Below are 18,559 nucleotides of genomic sequence, written 5' to 3'. Positions count from 1 at the left end.
GGACATGGCCTACGTCATCACCCAGAACTGCTGCAACGACGCGTCCTGCCTGGCGGCTTGTCCGATCGGCTGCATCCACCCCGCCCCCGGCGAGCCGGGATTCGCGACCGCGGAAATGCTCTACATCGATCCGGACACGTGCATCGACTGCGGTGCCTGCGCAGACCGGTGTCCGGTCGACGCGATCAAAGCCGACACCGCGCTGAGCCCGGAGCAAGCGCCCTACGCGGAGATGAACGCGGCTTATTACGCCGACAACCCGGTCGAACCGGGCTGGCGATACCAGGTTCCGCCGCCGTACGTCACCCTCGGCCGGGAGCCACTGCGGGTCGCGATCGTCGGGGCCGGTCCGGCCGCGTGGTACTGCGCGAAGGAACTGCTTGCCCAGCCGGACGTCCGCGTCGCGATGTTCGATCGGCTGCCGACCCCGTTCGGGCTCGTCCGGCACGGCGTCGCGCCCGATCATCCGGCGACGAAACAGGTGGTCGGCCAGTTCCGGTTCGACCGCGAGCAATCCGAGCGGTTCGCGCTGTTCCTCAACGTCGAGGTCGGCACGCAGGTGAGCCACGCCGAACTGATGCGCCATCACCACGCGGTCGTCTACGCCTACGGAGCCTCAGCCGACCGCCGGTTGGGCATCGCCGGCGAGGAGCTGCCCGGTTCGGTGGCCGCGACGCGCTTCGTCGCCTGGTACAACGGGCATCCTGACCACTCGTCGCTCGATCCGGACCTGACGGGACGGCGCGCGGTGATCGTCGGCAACGGCAACATCGCACTCGACATGGCCCGGTTGCTGTTGACCGACCCGGACCAGCTGGCGACCACTGACATGGCCGACCACGCGCTGGAAACGTTACGGCGCAGCACTATCGACGAGGTAGTGATCCTCGGCCGCCGCGGCGCCGCCGATGCCGCGTTCACGACGCCTGAGCTGCTCGCGTTGACCCAGCTGCGCGGTGTGGACGTCGTCGTCGACTCGCCGCAGCCGCTCGGGGAAATCGCCGCCGACGACGAACCCACGCGGCAGAAGCTGAAGCTGCTGGCCGGTTTACCTTCCGCCCAGCAGCCGCGTGAACCGGGACGCAAGCGGATTGTGTTTCGTTTCAACACTGTTCCGGTGGAGATCGTCGGTGACGAGCGCGTCGAGGGTGTCGTGGTCGCCGCGACCGAGGTCCGCGTCGACGCCGACGGAACTCGTCGCGCCGTCGCCAGCGACCGCACCGAGACCCTGGAGACCGGTCTGGTCATCCGTTCGATCGGGTTCCAGGGCACCGAATTGCCCGGCGTTCCCTTCGACGCGGCCACCGGCACGGTGCCCAACCGGGCGGGCCGGGTCTTCGACGGAACGAGCGCGCTGCCCGGCGTGTACGCCAGCGGCTGGATCAAGCGCGGCCCCTCGGGTGTCATCGGCACGAATCGCTTATGTGCACAGGAGACGGTCGCGAATCTGCTGGAGGACTTCGTCGCGGACCGGCTGACCGCGCCTCAGGCCGGGGAGAAAGAACTGGCGCGCCTGGTTCGCGGACGGCAGCCCGAGGTCGTCGACAGCCGAGGCTGGGCGGAGATCGACGCCGCGGAACGCGCGGCCGCGGCGGTCGGCCGTCCGCGCCGCAAACTGGTCGACCGTTCCTCGATGCTCTCCGCGGCCCGCCCGCGCCGCCTCAGGCTGCTGCCCCGCTCTCGCTGACCGCCGCGCGAGTCACTCAGCCCGGCCGGTGCGGTAGTCGATCGGCGCGCTGCCGGTCCATCGGTGAAACGCCCGGCGGAACGCGCTGGGCTCGGAATAGCCCAGGCGCGCGGCGATGTCCGCGATCGGCTCGGAGCCGTGGACCAGAGCAGTGACCGCGCGGTCGCGAAGGATCTCCTCCTGGATCCGGCGCTGTGCGGTGCCTTCGGCGCGCAGCAGGCGTCGCATGTGCGGGGCGCTGATCGACAGCCGCCGGGCCAGTTCGTCCGCGGCGAGCCACGGCCCGTCCGGGTTTCGCTCCAGGATCGTGCGGACACGTGCCGTGGCGGTCGCCAATTGTTCCTGCGTGTAGAACAGCGCGCCCGGGGCGTCGCGCAGGAGCTGCTTGAGATCGGCCTCGTCCCGGATCACCGGAGCGGGCAGCAGTGAAGCGTCGAAGGACGCGGCGATCCGCGCCGCGCGGAACGTCGGCTGCGCACCGAAGATCAGCGCGTACTCGGTGCCAAGGTGCTCCGCGTCGAACGGGAATTCGAGGGACCGCAGCGTGATCGGCGCTCCGATCAACCAGCCCGCGAACCGTTGCATGCCACCGACCATCGAAAACGCCACGAACGGATCGATGCGGGCGCCCGGGGGCAGGTCGCTGCTGAGGGTGACGACGCCGGCGTCGTCGGTTCGCAGCGTCCACGCGATGCCCGTGCTCACCGTGGACAGCTCCAGCATGCGAGCCAGCGCGGTGCGCAGATCGCGGGTGTGGATGATCGTCAGGCCGGCCAGCCGCAATGTCCCGCGAGGCATCGGCCGCGGCCCCAGGCCGAGCAATTCGTCGTCGGTGTCCGCCCACAAGGCCCGCACCACGCGGGTCGCCTGCTCCGGGGTCATCCGCGCCCGGTCCTCGGCGTACAGCTGCCAGTCCAGGCCCGCACTGCGCAGCGCGTGCTGTACATCGATGCCGCGCTTCACCAGCGACTCGACCGTCGCCCGGAAAAACCGCATCGGAATCGTGTACGCCACCTGGCTCCTTCAGCGTCGGAGGTTCGGACCGAACTGTACCTGCGCCGAGGATCGTTTCGGTCCCCCAAGAAGCCCGTCGCGGTCCTCGGTTCGAGCCGCCCGGGCTCCTAGCGTCGAAACCGCCGCTGGAACGGCGGCCGACAGAGAGGAACTGCCCGTGACACGTCGCGTATTCGTCATCGGCGTCGGCATGACGAAATTCGAGAAGCCGGGCCGCAGGCTGAACGACGACGGCAGCGTGTGGGACTACCCGGACATGGCCCGCGAATCCGGCTCCAACGCCCTCGCCGACGCGGGCATCGGCTACGACCAGGTGCAGCAGGCCTACGTCGGATACGTCTACGGCGAGTCCACCTCCGGGCAGCGCGCCGTCTACGAACTCGGGATGACCGGCATCCCGGTCGTCAACGTGAACAACAACTGCTCGACCGGCTCGACCGCCCTGTACCTGGCGGCGCAGGCGATCCGCGGCGGCTCGGCGGAGTGCGCGCTGGCGCTCGGTTTCGAGAAGATGCAGCCGGGTTCGCTCGGCTCCACTTTCGACGACCGCGAGCAGCCGATGGCCAACCACATGCAGGCGCTGGCCGAAATCTCCGAGGTGCTGTTCCCGCCCGCGCCGTGGATGTTCGGCGCGGCCGGTCGCGAGCACATGAAGGAGCACGGGACCACGCCCGAGCATTTCGCGCGGATCGGGTTCAAAAACCACCAGCACTCGGTCAACAACCCGTACTCGCAATTCCGCGACGAGTACACCATGGACGAGATCCTCGGCTCGCGGATGATCTACGACCCGCTCACCAAACTGCAGTGCTCGCCGACCTCGGACGGCTCCGGTGCGGCGATCGTGGCGAGCGAGGACTTCGTGGACCAGCACGGTCTCGCCGGCCAGGCGGTCGAGATCGTCGGCCAGGCGATGACCACCGACTTCCGGTCCACGTTCGACGGCACGGCCAAGAACATCATCGGCTACGACATGAATGTCCAAGCGGCCCGGCAGGTCTACGCGCAGGCGGGGCTGGGCGCGGAGGACTTCCAGGTCATCGAACTGCACGATTGCTTCTCCGCCAACGAGTTGCTGCTGTACGAGGCACTGGGGATGTGCGCGCCCGGCGAGGCCGGCCGTCTGCTCGACGACAACCAGACCACCTACGGCGGCAAGTGGGTCGTCAACCCGTCCGGCGGCCTGATCTCGAAAGGCCATCCGCTCGGCGCCACCGGGCTGGCGCAGTGCTCCGAGCTCACCTGGCAGCTGCGCGGCACCGCAGGCAAGCGCCAGGTCGACAACGTGACCGCCGCGCTGCAGCACAACATCGGCCTCGGCGGCGCTGCGGTCGTGACCGCCTACCAGCGCGCCGACCGCTGACCCTTTTCCCTGAACAGCACCGAATTCCAGGAGAACGAGCATGGGGCACATCGAAAAGTCCGCCACCCTCGCCGCGCCCGCCGAGAAGCTGATGGGCGTCATCACCGACCCGGCCACGTGGGGCGACTGGTTCACCATTCACGAGCGCTGGATGGTGGAGCCGCCCGCCGCGCTGACCGCCGGGGCCGCCCTGACCGCCAAGATCTTCATGCTGGGCATGGCCAACAAAATCGAATGGGTCGTCCAGGAGGTCTCCGACACCAGGGTGGTCCTGTCCGGCACCGGCATGGCGGGAGTGAAGGCGACGTTCTCCTTCGGGCTGACCCCGGCCGGCGACTCCACCGACGTGCAGGTCTCGGGCGAGTTCGAGGGCGCGCTGATCAAGGGTGCGCTGGGCAAGGCGGTCGAGAAGGACGGCGCCAAACAGCTGCAGGCCTCGCTGGACAAGCTCGCCGCCCTCGCCGGAGCCTGACATGGCCGACACGTACGAATTCGACCGCGACGGGCTGAACCTGTGGTCGGACCAGGAACGCTTCGAGGTCACCCGCGAACGGCTGGCCGAGTACGCCGCCGCCACCAACGACCCGATCCCGGCGCACCGCGCGGGCGACGTCGGCTCGCCGGTGTTCGCCGTCGTCCCGGCCTTCGACGCCCTGATGGCGCCCGCGGTCGACGTGGTGCCGATGGACATCTTCGGCCGGATCGCCCACGGCGAGCAGGACTTCCGCTTCCACCGCGCGATCAAGCCCGGCGACGTGCTGGTCTCCCAGGGCCGGGTCATCGGCTGGGAGACCAAATCGACCGGCTCGCTCGTGTACATCCACCTCGTCTGCCGCGACGAGGGCTCCGGCGAACTGGTCAACGAGCAGTACCTGTCCGGCTTTTTCCGGAATGTCGACGCAGGCGAGAAGGTGGGGGACGCGATTCCGGCGATCGCGCCCCACGCCGAGATCAAGCAGACCGCGCCGCTGGCGAAGGCCGCCCACCACGTCGACGACGACCAGACCTTCCGATACGCGCCCGCCTCCGGGGATCCGGTGCCGATCCACCTGGACGAGGAGGTCGCCAAGGACGCCGGGCTGCCCGGGATCATCGCCCACGGCCTGTGCACGATGGCGATGGCCGGGTGGGGGGTGCTCGCCGAGGTCGCGGACTCCGAGGTGGCGCGCGTCAAGCGATTCGCCGTCCGGTTCTCGAAGTTCGTGTTCCCCGGCGACGATTTGGAGACCCGCATCTGGAAGGCGGGCACCGAAAACGGCGTCACCGCTTATGCGTTCGAGACCGTGCGCGGAACCGATGTGGTTCTCAGCAACGGCATCGCCGAGATCGCGGACTGAGGACAGTCCTCGATTCCGCCGCCGCGGCGGCCAAGACAACGAAGGAGTACGCATGGGTACTTTGGAAGGCCGGGTCGCCGTCATCACCGGTGCCGGGCGCGGAATCGGCCGTGAGCACGCGCTGCTGTTCGCGCGGGAGGGCGCCGCGGTCGTGGTGAACGACCTCGGCGGCAGCAACAGCGGCGACGGGACCGACGCCGGACCGGCGCAGGAAGTGGTGAACGAGATCGCCGCCGCCGGCGGCCGCGCGGTCGCCAACACCGACAACGTCGCCGCTTGGGCGGGCGCGGAAGCTCTGGTCGCGCAGGCGATCTCGGAGTTCGGCGGGCTGGACATCGTGGTCAACAACGCGGGCATCCTGCGCGACGGCTTCATCCCCACCCTGTCCGAGTCCGACTGGGACGCAGTGGTCGGAGTGCACCTCAAGGGCCACTTCGCGGTCCTCCACCACGCCTCGGCGTACTGGAAGGCCGAATCCAAGGCCGGCCGGCAGCCGAACGCGGCCGTCGTCAACACCGCCTCGGCGTCCGGCCTCACCGTCCCGAACGCGGGCCAGGCCAACTACGGCGCGGCCAAGGCGGCGATCGCCGCGCTGACCCAGGTCGCGGCCGACGAACTGCAGCGCTACGGGGTGCGGGCCAACGCGATCGCCCCGATCGCCCGGACCCGGCTGACCCTGGCCACCCCGGGCATGGGCGCGCTGATGGCGGCCGAGGCCGCCGAAGCCGAGGCCGAAGGCGGCTTCGACGCGTTCAACCCGGCCAACATCTCGCCGCTGGTCGCCTACCTGGCGACGGAGAAGTGCCCGATCACCGGCAAGGTGTTCGCGGTGCAGGGCGGAGCGATCAGCGAACTCGCCGGCTGGCACGACGTGAAGACCATCGAAACCGACGAGGCGTGGGCGATCGACGACATCGCCGCCCGGCTCCCCTGAACCGCGAATTCCGGAGTAACGACGATGTTCGAATGGTCCGAGACCGACGAAATGATCCGCGAATCGGTCCGCGCATTCATCGAGAAAGAGATCCGTCCCCATCTCGACGAGCTGGAACACGGCGACCTGCCGCCCTACGACATCATGCGGAAGCTGTTCAGCCAGTTCGGCATCGATGCCATGGCCGGCGAAGCCGTGGACAAGATGCTGGCCAAACAGCAAGCGCAAGCCGACCGCGTCGCCGCGGGCGAACCGGCGCCGGAGAAGCCGGGCAAGAAGGCCGGAGCCAATCCGCTCGCGGCGCAGGGCAGCATGGCCGCGGTCGTGGTCAGCGAGCTGACCGGGGTGACGCTGGGCAGCGTCGCGGCCGTCGGGGTCAGCCTCGGCCTCGGCGCGGCGACCATCGCCTCGCGCGGCACGCTGGCGCAGAAACAGCGCTGGCTCAAAGACATCGTCACGCTGCGGAAGATCGCGGCGTGGGCGATCACCGAGCCCGACTCCGGCTCGGACGCCTTCGGCGGCATGAAGACCTACGTCAAGCGGGACGGCGACGGCTACCTCCTCAACGGGCAGAAGACGTTCATCACCAACGGGCCGTTCGCCGACACAATCGTCGTCTACGCCAAACTCGACGAAGGCGACGGTGCCGACAAGCGCGAACGCAAGGTGCTGACCTTCGTGCTCGACAAGGGAATGGAAGGCCTCACCCAAGGCAAGCCATTCAAAAAGATGGGCATGCACTCCTCGCCCACCGGCGAACTGTTCTTCGACAATGTGCGCCTGAGCAAAGATCGGCTGCTCGGCGAGACCGAGAACCACACCGGCGGCGACGGCCGCGAAAGCGCCCGGTCGAGCTTCACCGTCGAGCGAGTCGGCTGTGCGATTCTGTCGATGGGCATCATCAACGAGTGCCACCGCTTATGCGTCGACTACGCCAAGTCGCGCACGCTGTGGGGCCAGGAGATCGGCCGTTTCCAGCTGGTTCAGCTGAAGCTGGCCGAAATGGAAGTGGCCCGGCTCAACGTCGAGAACATGGTCTTCACCGCACTGGAGAGTTTCGCGGCGGGCAAGATGCCGACGCTGGCGCAGGCGTCGGCGATGAAGCTGTATTCGACCAGAGCGGCCACCGACGTCGCCATGGAAGCGGTGCAGTTGTTCGGCGGCAACGGTTACATGGCCGAGTACCGGGTCGAACAGCTGGCCCGGGACGCCAAGTCGCTGATGATCTACGCCGGCAGCAACGAGATCCAGGTGACCCACGTCGCCAAGGGCCTGCTGAGCGCTCGCTGACCGTCGCGTCCCGGCGGTCAGCGGGCAACCGCCTCCGGGGCGTTCCCGAGCAGATGATTGCGCACCGGGACCAGGAACTGCCGCGCGAAGTCCTCCGCCCCGCCGGGCGCGTCCAGGTCGGCCAGCGTGCTCGGGATCAGGATGTAGGTGTGGAACATCCGCGCGACGTGCTCGGCGAACAGCGAGCGGGTCTCGGCGGGCAGGTCCTCGGCGCCCATCGTGGACTCGACCAGGGTCCGGCCCAGCCGCAGCGCGTGGCTGTCCCCGAGAATCGCGGGATGCAGGATCTGCGGGTTGATCTCGAGGACGGTGCGCAGCGCCCGGTTGGCGCGCAACAGCCGGAAAGCGTGGGCGAACCCGAAAATCAGCCGGTCCTCGAGGTCGTCGTAGCGTTCGAGCACTTCCCGGACGTCGCCGAGAAACTGGGCCAGCTGGTCCTCGATCATCGCCGAAACGAGATTTTCGCGACCGGAGAAATGCAGGTACAGCGTGGCTCGCCCGACCTTCGCGGTGCGGGCGATCTCGTCCATCGACAATTTGCGGAGCCCAGTCCTGGCCGCCATGTCGACCGCCGCGTCGAGGATCCGCTGACGGGTTCCTGATCCGGCGGAGCCACTCGGAGTCTTCGGACGCGGTCTCATCCGGCACATCCTAACCTCGCCGCCGCCCGCGAGACGCGGCAGAACCCGGCGTCACATCGCGGTGTCGTTCTCCTCCTGCGCCCGCAGGAGATCGTCGCGGGCGCGGGACACCCGGGAACGCACCGTGCCGACCGGGCAGCCGCAGACCTCGGCCGCCTCCGCGTACGACAGGCCCAGGAATTGGGTCAGCACCAGGGCTTCCCGGCGATCCTCGTCCAGGGTGTCGAGCAGCAGGCCCAGTTCGATCAGATCTTCGAAGCCCGCTGTGCGCGTCCGGGCCGATTGTTCTTCGGCGGCGCGCTGCCAGTCGGCCGTCGTGGATTCGCGGGGGCGGACCGAGCGCGCGCGGATGCGGTCGACGACGACCCGGCGGGCGATGGACAGCAGCCACGTCCGCGACGACGACCGGCCCGCGAAGCGCGGCAGCGAGCCGAACGCGCGCAGGTAGGTTTCCTGGGTGAGGTCGTCCGCGTCGGCCGGGCTGGTGCGGTGGGCCAGGAAGCGCCACGCGTCGGCTTGCGTCGCGCGGACCCAGGCTTCCAAGGCGGCCTGGTCACCGCGGCCTGCGGCGAGGGCCAGCGCGGTGATCCGCTCGTCGTCGTTGTCGCGGCCGGTGGACACGGACGTCACGGTAGTCCATGCCGATCGGCGGCGGTTCCACGACCAGGTACCGGGAAAAATCGCCGAACCCGCCGGGAACTCGGGCGGGCATCCGAGCGACTATGACAGACGTGAGCTGTGAAATCTTCCGCGAAGCGCTGTCCGCGCGACTCGACGGCGAAGCGGGTCCGCTGCCCGAACCGCAGGTCGACCAGCACCTCGAGACCTGCGCGTCGTGCCGGAGCTGGTACGAGCGAAGCGCGGCGCTGCGGCGCACCCTGCTGGTCCGCAGCGCGCCCGAAGTGCCCGACCTCACCGACCGGATCCTCGCCCAAACCCCGGCCCCGCCGCGGGAAAAGTGGGGGCTGCGGGTCGCGCTGGGGCTGGTCGGGCTGGTCCAGTGCGGGCTCGCGTTCGCGCAACTGCTCGGCATGGACCACGCCCACGGCGGCGGTTTCATGGAAGGCCACCTCATCAACGAAAGCGCGGCCTGGAACCTCGCGGTCGGCGTCGGGCTGCTGTGGGCCGCGCTGCGCACCCGGGCGGCGGCCGGGCAGCTGCCGATGATCACCGGGTTCGTGATCGTCCTCGCCGTGCTGACGACCAGCGACCTGATCGGCGACCGGGTGACCGTCGCCCGGGTGCTGTCGCACGTCTTCCTCGTCGTCGGGCTGGCGCTGCTCTACGCGGTCCACCGCCAGCACCGGCTGCGGCACCAGCCTGGCCCGGACCTCGCCGACACCGCCGACGATCCGGACCAGACCACCGTGACGACGCACGGCGCGCTCGCCCTGGTCCGCCCGCACCCGAAGCGCGGCCGCGACTCCCAACGCCCGACCGGACGGCACCGCGCCGCCTGACGTCCGTCCCCGCTCGCGCGTATCCGGCCAAGCAGCTCACCCGGCCGGACACGCGCGAGCACGGGGTCTCGCAGCGCCGCGAATCGCACGCCACGCACTGCTCATCCGCAGCACGCGGCTCAGATCATCGCGACCGCCATCACCGCCATGCCCAAACTCATCACGCCCTCCATCGCCAGCCCGGCCTCCCGCCGTCCAGGCCGGGCGACCGTCCGGGCGTGATCGATCGCCCGGGCCAGCCACGCGACCCCGGCGACCAGAAAGACCACCGCCAGCACAGCCGCGACCACCACCACGTGCGCGGGCGCATTCCCGGTCATCGTCATGCCCGCGTCGCCCATGTCCATTCCGGCGTGCTCGCCGCCCATCGCCGTCGAGGACATCGTCATGCCCGCCATCGCCGACGGCATCACGAACGCCATCCACGCCATCCCGGCCATCATCAGCGCGTGGTGCGCTCCCGGCAGCCGTCCGTGCCCGATGCCGAGCGCCGCGCTCACCGCGAACCATCCGGCCGCCGTCGCGAACAACACGACCTGTGGCATCCGCGCGAAGGTCATCGTCGCCGGCCAAGCCATCGTGACCATCCCGGCGCACATCGCCGCGTGCAGCGCGTCCGCCACTCGCCCGCTGACGCCAGGCCGCCGCGCGCAGCGGTACAGGCAGAACGCCCCGGCCGCCGCGAACAGCAGCGTGAGGATCCACCGCAGACCCGCTTCGGCGATCATCGCGCGACCTCCCGGCGCAAGCCCAGCAGGCAGTCCACGGCCAGGAACCCCAGCAGCGACACTCCGAACACCGGCAGGAACCACCCCACGACCGCCGCCACGACCAGCACCGGAGCCAGCACTCGTCCGGGGATTCGCCGCCACGCCCCGCGCATCGGCAACCGGCCGAACCGGCCCTCGCCGCCCGCCGATCGCCCGGAGCGGCCCCGCAGCCACCACATCCGGTACCCCCAAGCCACAACACAAACCAGCGCCGCCCCCAGCACCGTCAGCACCACCTGGTTCGCGACCCCGAACAGCAGCCCCATGTGCGCGTCGATCCCCCACCGGCTCAGCTTCGCGGCGAGCGGATAGTCGGCGAATCTCAGCGTCCCCGTGATCGCGCCGGTACCGGGATCGACCGCCATCGAGTCCTGTTTGGACGGCCAGCCCCGCCCGGTCTGCTGCACCACGTAGCCGCTCCCGGAAGGCGGCCGGATCTCCACCGGGTCGGACAATCCGGCCCGCACGGTCGCGTCACGGACGGCCTGCCAGCCGACGTCTCCCGGAGTCCTGGAGGCAGCCGACGAAACCGACGGGGTCGTCCAGTCCAAAGAGGACCGCAGATCGGTGATGTTCGCGCCCGCGTGCAGCGACCACGTCAGCCCAGTGGCGGAAAGAAACAGCAGCCCCGCGGCGATCCACAGCCCCGCCGAGCCGTGCCAGGAACGCAGCCGCCGCCGTCCGGGCTTGCCGCCGGAAGGCAGCAGCACGGCCCGCAAGCGCCGACGCCGGCCAAGCCACAAAGCCAGCCCGGCAAGGGTGATCACCCACAACCAACTCGCCGCGAGCTCGCTGTACAACCGGCCGAAATCGCCGAGATGAAGGTTGCGGTGCAGGGTGTCGATCCAGCCGCGGACCGGCATCGCCTGGCCCGAACCGTAGGTCTCCAGCGCGCCCCGGACCTCGCCGTCGTGCGGGTTGACGAACACTGTGTACCGATAGCTCGGAGCCAGGCCCGGACGGTCGAAGATCACCTGGGTGGAGTCGGTCGCGGACGGCGCCGGGCGGACGCCGATCACCTTCCCGTCCGGCACCTGACCGCGTGCGACAAGAACCTGCTGGTCCAGCGACACCGCGCCAGCGGCGGCCGGGACATGCAACTCCTGCGAGTAGACAGCCTGCTCCAGCTGCGGCGTCCACGCGTACGCGATCCCGGTCAGCGCGGCGACCAGCAGGAACGGGCCGACGAACACTCCCGCGTAGAAGTGCAGCCGCAACACCAGCGGACGCAGCGCCGCCCATCCGGTCGCCGGTTCTCGTTCGATGCGTGGCGCGTCGTCTGTGCCGATGGCCATCCTGCTCCCTTCGCGTGGTCCGCCTCCTGAGGAGTCGGGCGAGCGGGGCAGTCGGTTCCCGGCGTCCGCGAACACCCATTCGGGTGTCCCGCGCGGACCGGCCATTGCTTCTGGCACTGGGTGACAGTAATCTCGCCGTCACATTCGACACCAAGTGTCAAATATCGCCGAGCGGGACAAGGGAGTCACGATGAGCGAGACGACAGCCGCAGCCGAGACGCAGGCCGAAGAGGTCGTAGCCGACGAATTGCTCGTCGAGGAGGTCTCGATCGACGGAATGTGCGGTGTCTACTGACCGCGACGCCGCGGCGTTCGATCTGGACGGTGCTTGGGAACTGGACAGCCGGGTCTCCATCCGGCCGGAGCGGTTCGGCGCGCTGCTGTACCACTTCGGCACCCGCCGGCTGTCCTTTCTCAAGAGCCGCACCATGCTCGCCGCGGTGCAGGCGCTGACCGACCACCCCTCCGCCCGCGCGGCGTGTGCGCAGGCCGGGGTCGCGCAGGCGGAACTGCCCCGCTACCGCGCCGCCCTCGCCGCGCTCGCGGCGTCGGACATGATCCATCCGAGGAGCGTGTGATGCCGCTTGTCGACGAATTCCAGTTCGGGCTCGACGCGCCGATCTGCCTCACCTGGGAACTCACCTACGCCTGCAACCTTTCCTGCGTGCACTGCCTTTCCTCGTCCGGCCGCCGCGACCCGCGCGAGCTGAGCACCGCCGAATGCAAGGCGCTGATCGACGAATTCGAGCGCATGCAGGTGTTCTACGTGAACATCGGCGGCGGCGAACCGACCGTCCGGCCCGATTTCTGGGAGCTGGTCGACTACGCGACCGAGCACCACGTCGGCGTCAAGTTCTCCACCAACGGCATCAAGATCACCGAGGACGTCGCGAAACGGCTCGCCGGCAGCGATTACGTCGACGTCCAGATCTCCCTCGACGGCGCCACCGAGGAGGTCAACGACCACGTCCGCGGCCCCGGCTCCTACCGCACCGCCGTCCGGGCGATGGAGAACCTTTCCGCCGCGGGGTTCGGGAACTTCAAGATTTCTGTCGTGGTGACCCGGCAGAATGCGGGGCAGCTCGACGACTTCAAAGCGATTGCCGACCGCTACGGCGCCCAGCTGCGGCTCACCCGGCTCCGCCCGTCCGGCCGCGGCGCGGACGTCTGGGACGAGCTGCACCCCACCGCGCAGCAGCAACGGGAGCTGTACGAGTGGCTGGTCGAGTACGGCGAAAACGTGCTCACCGGCGATTCGTTCTTCCACCTGGCGGGCTACGGCGACGGCGGCCTGCCCGGGCTCAACCTGTGCGGGGCGGGCCGGGTGGTGTGCCTGGTCGACCCGGTCGGCGACGTCTACGCGTGCCCGTTCGCCATCCACGACACCTTCCTCGCCGGGAACATCCGGGGCGAGGGCGGATTCACCGGCGTGTGGCGGGAATCCGAGCTGTTCGCCGAGCTGCGCAGCCCGCAGAGCGGCGGGGCCTGCACGTCGTGTTCGGCGTTCGACGCCTGCCGCGGCGGGTGCATGGCGGCGAAGTTCTTCACCGGGCTGCCGCTCGACGGCCCGGACCCGGAATGCGTGCGCGGCCACGGCGAACGCGCGCTGGCCGGAGTCGCCGCGGGCAGCGCGCCGAAACCGTCGCTGGACCACTCGCACCGCACACGCAAGCGCGAACCCGTGCCGGTGACCATCGGCATGCGCCGTCCGCCGGATCGGGCCTGCGACGAAAATCCGCTCGCCGGCTTCGCACCGGGGCCGGGTCGCTGAGATGCGCCTGGCCGACCTGTCGTCGCCGGACGTCGCCGAACAGGCGGCGTCCGGCGCGATCCTCGCCGTGCCGCTCGGGGCCACCGAGCAGCACGGCCCGCACCTGCCGTTGAGCACGGACACCGACATCGCGACGGCCTTGTGCGACCGGCTCGCGGAGGAACGTCCGGACGTGCTGGTCGCGCCCGCGGTGCCGTACGGGTCGAGCGGCGAGCACGCCGGGTTCGCCGGAACGCTGTCGATCGGGCAGGCGGCCACGGAACTCCTGCTCATCGAACTGGGCCGCTCAGCCTGCGAAACGTTCCGGCGGCTGCTTTTCGTGTCCGCGCACGGAGGAAACGCGGCCTCGGTGACCCGCGCGGTCGCGACTCTGCGCACCGAGTCGCGGGATGTCTCGATGTTCGAGCCGCGCTGGCAAGGCGACCCGCATGCCGGGCGGCCGGAAACCGCTCTGCAGCTGGCACTTCGGCCGGAGGCAGTGCAGATGGAGAAAGCAGTACCGGGCGACAGTCGTCCGCTGGGCGAGTTGCTTCCAGTGCTGCGCAAGGGCGGCGTGCGAGTGGTGACCGACACCGGAATCCTCGGCGATCCCACCGGAGCCACCGCGGACGAAGGCCGGGACCTCCTCGACGTCCTCACCGCGCAATTGCGCGCACACGTGCGCGACTGGACTTCCGTGGTGACGCCGTGAAAGTCGCCCTCGTGACCGGCGCGGCGCGCGGCATCGGCGCGGCGACCGCGGTGAAGCTGGCCGAACAGGGCTGGGCAGTGCTCGCGGTCGACGCCGCCGAAGACAACCCCGCCCTCCCCTACCCGATGGGCACCGCCGAAGAACTGTCCACAGTGGTCGACACGATCCGGGAAAACGGCGGTACGGCGGAGGAATTTCGCGCAGACGTCCGCGACCGCGCTCGACTGGCCGCAGCCGTCGCGGAAGCAGAACAACGTTGGGGCGGACTCGATGCGGCTATCGCGGCAGCAGGAGTGATCGCAGGCGGCGTACCGCTGTGGGAAATGCCGCCGGAGCAGGAAGACGCCGTCCTCGACGTCAACCTTCGCGGTGTCCTCAACCTTGCCCACACGGCGATTCCCGCTATGCTGCGCCGTCCGAAACCGCGCTCCGGACGGTTCCTGGCCGTCGCGTCCGCCGCCGCGACACGCGGGCTGCCGACGCTCGCCGCGTACTGCGCGGCGAAAGCCGGAGTCGCCGGGTTGATCCGCGCGCTGGGCACGGAATTGGGCGACTCCGGCGTCACCGCGAACGCCGTCAGCCCGGGATCGACCGACACGCCGATCCTCGCCGAGAGCGCCCGGCTGTACGACCTTCCGACGGCGCAAACGTTTGCCGCGCAACAACCTCAGCAGCGGCTGCTCGATCCCGCCGAAGTCGCCGCTGTCCTGGCCTTCCTCGCCGGGCCGGAAAGCAGCGCGATGACCGGCGCGGTCGTCCCGGTGGACGGAGGGCTGGCGCTGTGACCACTCCGCTGCCCGCCGGATTTCGCCTCGCCGTCGACCCGAGCGTCAAACAGCTCTCCGACAGCCTCCTCTTCGGCGGCTCCCCCGCCCGCGTATTGCGCCTGACCAAAGCCGGACGAACCGCGTGGGCTCGCCTGGCGGGCCACCCCGTCGAGACTGCCGCGGAAGGCGTCCTAGCCCGGCTGCTCACCGACGCCGGGTTCGCTCACCCGTTGCCACCGGCCAAAACCGCCGAGGTCACCGTCGTCATTCCGGTGCGCGACCGCGCCGAACTGCTCGGCCGCTGCCTCTCCGGACTCGATGGCCGATACCCCGCGCTGGTCGTCGACGACGGATCCGCCGATCCCGCCGCCATCGCCGCGGCAGCCTCCGCGCACGGCGCGAAACTCGTCCGCCGCGACGTCAACGGCGGCCCTGGAGCAGCACGAAACACCGCGCTGGAGCACGTTTCCACCGACCTGATCGCCTTCCTGGACAGCGATTGCGTCCCCTCGCCGGACTGGATCGACCAGCTGGCCGGGCATTTCGCCGACCCGCTCGTCGCCGCTGTCGCGCCGCGCGTACGTCCGCTCGCTCCCGACACGTGGGCTGGCCGCTACACCCGCGCCGCCAGCAGCCTCGACCTGGGCGCTGCTGCCGCCCGCGTCGCACCTGGCACACGACTGTCCTATGTGCCCACTGCCGCGCTGCTGGTTCGCCGGTCCGCAGTGGAATCCGTCGCCCTCGACGGTGCGGTTTTCGACCCGGCGATGCGCGTCGGCGAAGACGTCGACCTCGGCTGGCGACTCCACGACGCTGGCTTCCGGATCCGCTACGACCCGTCCGCGCACGTCGACCACCACGAGCCGACCGCCTGGCGTACGTTGCTCCGCCGTCGCGCCAGTTACGGCACTTCCGCCGCGCCGTTAGCTCTGCGTCGCCCGGCCGCGATGGCCCCGCTCGTCCTGCACCCGTGGCCGACGCTGACCGTCGCCGCGCTTCTGGCCCGCCGTCCGCTTCCGGCTGCCGCCGCCTTCGCGGGCGCCGTGCTGACTATGGCCCGCGTACTACGCCGCAGCGACGTGCCGACAGGCGGTGTCGTGCGCGCGATGGGCACAGCGGTCGGTCAAACCTGGCTCGGCTTAGGCCGCTACAGCACGCAATTCACCGCTCCCCTGCTCGCCGCGCTTTTGGTGCCTGGCGGTCGAAAGCGCTGGGGACGACGGGCTGCGATCGCGTCGCTGCTCGCCGGACCGCCGCTGACCGCCTGGCTGCGGCAACGACCCGACCTAGACCCGCTCCGCTACACCACCGGCGCGATCGCCGACGACCTCGCGTACGGCGCCGGGGTGTGGGCGGGCTGTCTCGACAACCGGACCGCGGTCCCGCTGCGGCCGCGCATCACCTGGCGCCCTCTGCGCGTCGACCCGAAGGGAAAACGATGAGCACCACCTGGTTCGAATCCGTCGCCGAAGCACAGCGGCGGGCGAAGAAGCGCCTGCCCGCATCCGTCTACTCGGCGCTGATCGCCGGTTCGGAAAAAGGGCTGACGCTGCAAGACAATCTGGCCGCGTACGACGAACTGCGCTTCGCCCCGCGCACCGCCGGACTGCCCGGCGAACGCGACCTGAGCACGAACGTCCTCGGCCGGGACGTCGCGCTGCCGGTGCTGATTTCGCCCACCGGAGTGCAGGCAGTGCATCCCGACGGCGAGGTCGCGGTCGCCCGCGCCGCCGCCGCGCGCGGGACGTCGATGGGGCTGTCGTCCTTCGCCAGCAAGCCGGTCGAGGAAGTGGTGGCGGCCAACCCCAATACGTACTTCCAGGTGTACTGGACCGGCAGCCGCGACGACATCCTCCGCCGGCTGGACCGGGCTCGTTCCGCGGGGGCGGTCGGGATCATCCTGACGCTCGACTGGTCGTTCTCGCACAGCCGCGATTGGGGCAGCCCGCACATCCCGGACAAGCTGACGCTGCGCGAACTGATCCGGTTCGCGCCCGAGGGCATGATGCATCCGCGGTGGCTGCTCGCCTACGCACGGACCAAGAAACTGCCCGACCTCAGCGTCCCGAACATGGCCGAGCCCGGGACGCCGGTGCCGTCGTTCTTCGGCGCGTACGGCCAGTGGATGCAGACCGCGCCGCCGAGCTGGGAAGACGTGAGCTGGCTGCGGAAACAGTGGGACGGGCCGTTCCTGCTGAAGGGCGTGTACCGCGTCGACGAGGCGCGCCGCGCGGTGGACGCCGGGGTCAGCGCGATCTCGGTGTCCAACCACGGCGGCAACAACCTCGACGGCACTCCCGCCACGATCCGCGCGCTGCCCGCGGTCGCGGAAGCGGTGGGAAGCGAAGTGGAAGTGCTGCTGGACGGCGGAATCCGCCGCGGCAGCGATGTCGTAAAGGCGCTCGCCCTAGGGGCGCGCGCGGTCCTGATCGGGCGGGCATACCTGTGGGGCCTCGCGGCGGGCGGGCAGGCCGGGGTGGAGAACGTGCTGGACGTGCTGCGCAACGGCATCGACTCGACACTGCTCGCGTTGGGGCATCGCAGCGTGCACGACCTGAGCCGGGACGACCTGATCGTCCCGGAGGGCTTCGAACGCCGGATCGGCGGTTGATCGGTTTGTCCGTGAGGGGAACCTTGAGGGACTCTGATTCCCTCAGGGTTCCCCTCACGGACAGTCTTCGGGCGCAACTCGCCTTCATCGCGGCGCGGCGTTGGGCGTGAAGCCCTTACGCCGCAGAGACTTTCGCTATCGGCCGCGCGGTGCCGGGTTCTGCTGGAACTGCCCCTGCCAGCTGGCTTGGGCACCGGTGTCGCCGATCCGCACGATGTCGTAAACCGCTGCCCCGGCAGCCAGGATCGACAGCACGATCAACGTCACGCTGACTGCCTTCGAGGCAGGCGCAAGAAACACTCGGCGGTTCGCCGCAGCCGCGCTCGCGCTGCCGCCACGCACGGCGGGGGCCGCCTGACGCGCACCAGCCGCAGCCGTGCCAGACGCAGCGGCCTCGGGCGACGCCACCACGGAACCGCTAGACACTGCAGCATCAGCGTCCGCCCCGGCACTCCCAGGCACACCGACATCACCGCGCGCCGATGTCGCGCCGCCCTCGCCGGCCGCTCCCGCAGCAGCAGCGCCCACGCCGGGCGCGCCCGCAGCGGCGGCGCCGCCCGCCACCGCAGCACCCGCGTCCGCCGCCGCAGCACCAGCCTCTCGCTGTCGCCACCACAGCGCCAAAGCCAGCACCGCCACCGGGATCGCCGCCCAGATCGCCGTGTCGCCGATTTCCGTGTGCGCCCGGACCAGCGGCGTCCGCGCCACGCGCCGTTCCAGCCACTCGCCCGCATTCGTCGTTATCGGCACCAGAATAACCACCAGCACCGACAAAATCGCGTTCGCGCCGGCCAGCCGCCTCCGCACCGAAGGCAGGCAAGCGGTCAGCACCAGCACCAGCGCCGACAACGGCAGCAGCACGACAATCGCGTGCACGAGCAGAATATGAGCGGGCAACCCGTTGACCGTCGTCATGCAGCCTTTCCCA

20 protein-coding genes are annotated in these 18,559 nt (G+C 70.0%); 14 read left to right on the top strand and 6 right to left on the bottom strand.

Annotation, left to right across the window (positions count from 1 at the left end; translation table 11 throughout):
• The first annotated feature begins 4 nt into the window (after nucleotides 1-4).
• Nucleotides 5-1,687, top strand: a complete 1,683-nt coding sequence (locus tag ABD156_RS27090) for an FAD-dependent oxidoreductase (protein ID WP_344279545.1) — start codon at nucleotides 5-7, stop codon at nucleotides 1,685-1,687.
• Nucleotides 1,688-1,699: 12 nt separating this feature from the next.
• Here the strand turns inward: ABD156_RS27090 and ABD156_RS27085 are convergent, their stop codons facing one another.
• Nucleotides 1,700-2,701, bottom strand: a complete 1,002-nt coding sequence (locus ABD156_RS27085; protein WP_344279542.1) for an AraC family transcriptional regulator — start codon at nucleotides 2,699-2,701, stop codon at nucleotides 1,700-1,702.
• Between the two features lie 157 nt (nucleotides 2,702-2,858).
• Here ABD156_RS27085 and ABD156_RS27080 point away from each other — a divergent pair, with 157 nt between their 5' ends.
• From ABD156_RS27080 to ABD156_RS27060, 5 genes are read left to right on the top strand one after another with little or no spacing between them, the layout of a single operon-like run.
• A complete protein-coding gene (locus tag ABD156_RS27080) occupies nucleotides 2,859-4,064 on the top strand; it encodes a lipid-transfer protein (RefSeq protein ID WP_344279539.1) in 1,206 nt (401 codons plus the stop codon).
• Between the two features lie 40 nt (nucleotides 4,065-4,104).
• Nucleotides 4,105-4,536, top strand: coding sequence for a type II toxin-antitoxin system Rv0910 family toxin (locus tag ABD156_RS27075; protein ID WP_344279536.1), 432 nt, complete (start codon nucleotides 4,105-4,107; stop codon nucleotides 4,534-4,536).
• A gap of 1 nt (nucleotide 4,537) precedes the next feature.
• A complete protein-coding gene (locus ABD156_RS27070; RefSeq protein ID WP_344279533.1) occupies nucleotides 4,538-5,401 on the top strand; it encodes a MaoC/PaaZ C-terminal domain-containing protein in 864 nt (287 codons plus the stop codon).
• Between the two features lie 52 nt (nucleotides 5,402-5,453).
• Nucleotides 5,454-6,335, top strand: coding sequence for an SDR family oxidoreductase (locus ABD156_RS27065; RefSeq protein ID WP_344279530.1), 882 nt, complete (start codon nucleotides 5,454-5,456; stop codon nucleotides 6,333-6,335).
• Nucleotides 6,336-6,359: 24 nt separating this feature from the next.
• Nucleotides 6,360-7,625 (top strand): acyl-CoA dehydrogenase family protein, encoded by a 1,266-nt coding sequence (locus tag ABD156_RS27060; protein WP_344279527.1) that lies wholly within the window; start codon nucleotides 6,360-6,362, stop codon nucleotides 7,623-7,625.
• Nucleotides 7,626-7,642: 17 nt separating this feature from the next.
• Here the strand turns inward: ABD156_RS27060 and ABD156_RS27055 are convergent, their stop codons facing one another.
• Nucleotides 7,643-8,266 carry a TetR/AcrR family transcriptional regulator gene (locus ABD156_RS27055; RefSeq protein WP_344279524.1) on the bottom strand — a complete coding sequence of 208 codons (624 nt, stop codon included), beginning with the start codon at nucleotides 8,264-8,266 and terminating at the stop codon, nucleotides 7,643-7,645.
• A gap of 51 nt (nucleotides 8,267-8,317) precedes the next feature.
• Nucleotides 8,318-8,887, bottom strand: a complete 570-nt coding sequence (locus tag ABD156_RS27050) for a sigma-70 family RNA polymerase sigma factor (protein WP_344279521.1) — start codon at nucleotides 8,885-8,887, stop codon at nucleotides 8,318-8,320.
• Between the two features lie 101 nt (nucleotides 8,888-8,988).
• On the opposite strand from ABD156_RS27050, the gene ABD156_RS27045 reads away from it, so the two are divergent.
• Nucleotides 8,989-9,726: a zf-HC2 domain-containing protein gene (locus tag ABD156_RS27045; protein ID WP_344279519.1), complete on the top strand. Its 738-nt coding sequence runs from the start codon at nucleotides 8,989-8,991 to the stop codon at nucleotides 9,724-9,726.
• 119 nt (nucleotides 9,727-9,845) lie between these two features.
• On the opposite strand, the gene ABD156_RS27040 is transcribed toward ABD156_RS27045, so the two are convergent.
• Together ABD156_RS27040 and ABD156_RS27035 are read right to left on the bottom strand one after the other, a co-directional pair.
• The gene (locus ABD156_RS27040) at nucleotides 9,846-10,454 is read right to left on the bottom strand and encodes a DUF5134 domain-containing protein (protein ID WP_344279516.1); all 609 of its coding nucleotides are present in this window, start codon (nucleotides 10,452-10,454) and stop codon (nucleotides 9,846-9,848) included.
• Nucleotides 10,451-11,791, bottom strand: a complete 1,341-nt coding sequence (locus ABD156_RS27035; RefSeq protein WP_344279513.1) for a PepSY-associated TM helix domain-containing protein — start codon at nucleotides 11,789-11,791, stop codon at nucleotides 10,451-10,453. The genes ABD156_RS27040 and ABD156_RS27035 overlap by 4 nt, the downstream gene beginning before the upstream one ends.
• A 190-nt stretch (nucleotides 11,792-11,981) precedes the next feature.
• Between ABD156_RS27035 and mftA the strand changes: the two genes are divergently transcribed.
• From mftA to mftD, 7 genes are read left to right on the top strand one after another with little or no spacing between them, the layout of a single operon-like run.
• On the top strand, nucleotides 11,982-12,086 hold the full coding sequence (gene mftA / locus ABD156_RS27030) for a mycofactocin precursor MftA (protein WP_344279510.1): 105 nt from the start codon (nucleotides 11,982-11,984) through the stop codon (nucleotides 12,084-12,086).
• On the top strand, nucleotides 12,076-12,369 hold the full coding sequence (gene mftB / locus ABD156_RS27025) for a mycofactocin biosynthesis chaperone MftB (RefSeq protein ID WP_344279507.1): 294 nt from the start codon (nucleotides 12,076-12,078) through the stop codon (nucleotides 12,367-12,369). Before mftA ends, mftB begins: the two co-directional genes overlap by 11 nt.
• On the top strand, nucleotides 12,369-13,562 hold the full coding sequence (gene mftC, locus ABD156_RS27020; RefSeq protein WP_344279504.1) for a mycofactocin radical SAM maturase: 1,194 nt from the start codon (nucleotides 12,369-12,371) through the stop codon (nucleotides 13,560-13,562). The genes mftB and mftC overlap by 1 nt, the downstream gene beginning before the upstream one ends.
• A gap of 1 nt (nucleotide 13,563) precedes the next feature.
• A complete protein-coding gene (gene mftE, locus ABD156_RS27015; RefSeq protein ID WP_344279501.1) occupies nucleotides 13,564-14,253 on the top strand; it encodes a mycofactocin biosynthesis peptidyl-dipeptidase MftE in 690 nt (229 codons plus the stop codon).
• The gene (locus ABD156_RS27010; RefSeq protein ID WP_344279498.1) at nucleotides 14,250-15,038 is read left to right on the top strand and encodes a mycofactocin-coupled SDR family oxidoreductase; all 789 of its coding nucleotides are present in this window, start codon (nucleotides 14,250-14,252) and stop codon (nucleotides 15,036-15,038) included. The genes mftE and ABD156_RS27010 overlap by 4 nt, the downstream gene beginning before the upstream one ends.
• Nucleotides 15,035-16,462: a mycofactocin biosynthesis glycosyltransferase MftF gene (gene mftF, locus ABD156_RS27005; RefSeq protein ID WP_344279495.1), complete on the top strand. Its 1,428-nt coding sequence runs from the start codon at nucleotides 15,035-15,037 to the stop codon at nucleotides 16,460-16,462. Before ABD156_RS27010 ends, mftF begins: the two co-directional genes overlap by 4 nt.
• Nucleotides 16,459-17,631 carry a pre-mycofactocin synthase MftD gene (gene mftD, locus ABD156_RS27000; RefSeq protein WP_344279492.1) on the top strand — a complete coding sequence of 391 codons (1,173 nt, stop codon included), beginning with the start codon at nucleotides 16,459-16,461 and terminating at the stop codon, nucleotides 17,629-17,631. The genes mftF and mftD overlap by 4 nt, the downstream gene beginning before the upstream one ends.
• 135 nt (nucleotides 17,632-17,766) lie before the next feature.
• On the opposite strand, the gene ABD156_RS26995 is transcribed toward mftD, so the two are convergent.
• The gene (locus ABD156_RS26995) at nucleotides 17,767-18,546 is read right to left on the bottom strand and encodes a hypothetical protein (protein WP_344279489.1); all 780 of its coding nucleotides are present in this window, start codon (nucleotides 18,544-18,546) and stop codon (nucleotides 17,767-17,769) included.
• Nucleotides 18,547-18,559: the final 13 nt, after the last annotated feature.

It is taken from the genome of Amycolatopsis albidoflavus, assembly GCF_039525725.1.
Taxonomy (GTDB): domain Bacteria; phylum Actinomycetota; class Actinomycetes; order Mycobacteriales; family Pseudonocardiaceae; genus Amycolatopsis; species Amycolatopsis albidoflava.
Note: the sequence above shows the minus strand (reverse complement) of the source record. Positions and strands in the feature narration are given on the sequence as shown.

Excerpts from the sequence above, each read along its gene's own strand:
- ABD156_RS27090 (WP_344279545.1), top strand. The coding sequence starts at position 5 with ATGGCCTACGTCATCACCCAGAACTGCTGCAACGACGCGTCCTGCCTG.
- ABD156_RS27075 (WP_344279536.1), top strand. The coding sequence starts at position 4,105 with ATGGGGCACATCGAAAAGTCCGCCACCCTCGCCGCGCCCGCCGAGAAG.
- ABD156_RS27070 (WP_344279533.1), top strand. The coding sequence starts at position 4,538 with ATGGCCGACACGTACGAATTCGACCGCGACGGGCTGAACCTGTGGTCG.
- ABD156_RS27065 (WP_344279530.1), top strand. The coding sequence starts at position 5,454 with ATGGGTACTTTGGAAGGCCGGGTCGCCGTCATCACCGGTGCCGGGCGC.
- ABD156_RS27060 (WP_344279527.1), top strand. The coding sequence starts at position 6,360 with ATGTTCGAATGGTCCGAGACCGACGAAATGATCCGCGAATCGGTCCGC.
- ABD156_RS27055 (WP_344279524.1), bottom strand. The coding sequence starts at position 8,266 with ATGAGACCGCGTCCGAAGACTCCGAGTGGCTCCGCCGGATCAGGAACC.
- ABD156_RS27045 (WP_344279519.1), top strand. The coding sequence starts at position 8,989 with ATGACAGACGTGAGCTGTGAAATCTTCCGCGAAGCGCTGTCCGCGCGA.
- ABD156_RS27040 (WP_344279516.1), bottom strand. The coding sequence starts at position 10,454 with ATGATCGCCGAAGCGGGTCTGCGGTGGATCCTCACGCTGCTGTTCGCG.
- ABD156_RS27035 (WP_344279513.1), bottom strand. The coding sequence starts at position 11,791 with ATGGCCATCGGCACAGACGACGCGCCACGCATCGAACGAGAACCGGCG.
- mftA (WP_344279510.1), top strand. The coding sequence starts at position 11,982 with ATGAGCGAGACGACAGCCGCAGCCGAGACGCAGGCCGAAGAGGTCGTA.
- mftC (WP_344279504.1), top strand. The coding sequence starts at position 12,369 with ATGCCGCTTGTCGACGAATTCCAGTTCGGGCTCGACGCGCCGATCTGC.
- mftE (WP_344279501.1), top strand. The coding sequence starts at position 13,564 with ATGCGCCTGGCCGACCTGTCGTCGCCGGACGTCGCCGAACAGGCGGCG.
- mftD (WP_344279492.1), top strand. The coding sequence starts at position 16,459 with ATGAGCACCACCTGGTTCGAATCCGTCGCCGAAGCACAGCGGCGGGCG.
- ABD156_RS26995 (WP_344279489.1), bottom strand. The coding sequence starts at position 18,546 with ATGACGACGGTCAACGGGTTGCCCGCTCATATTCTGCTCGTGCACGCG.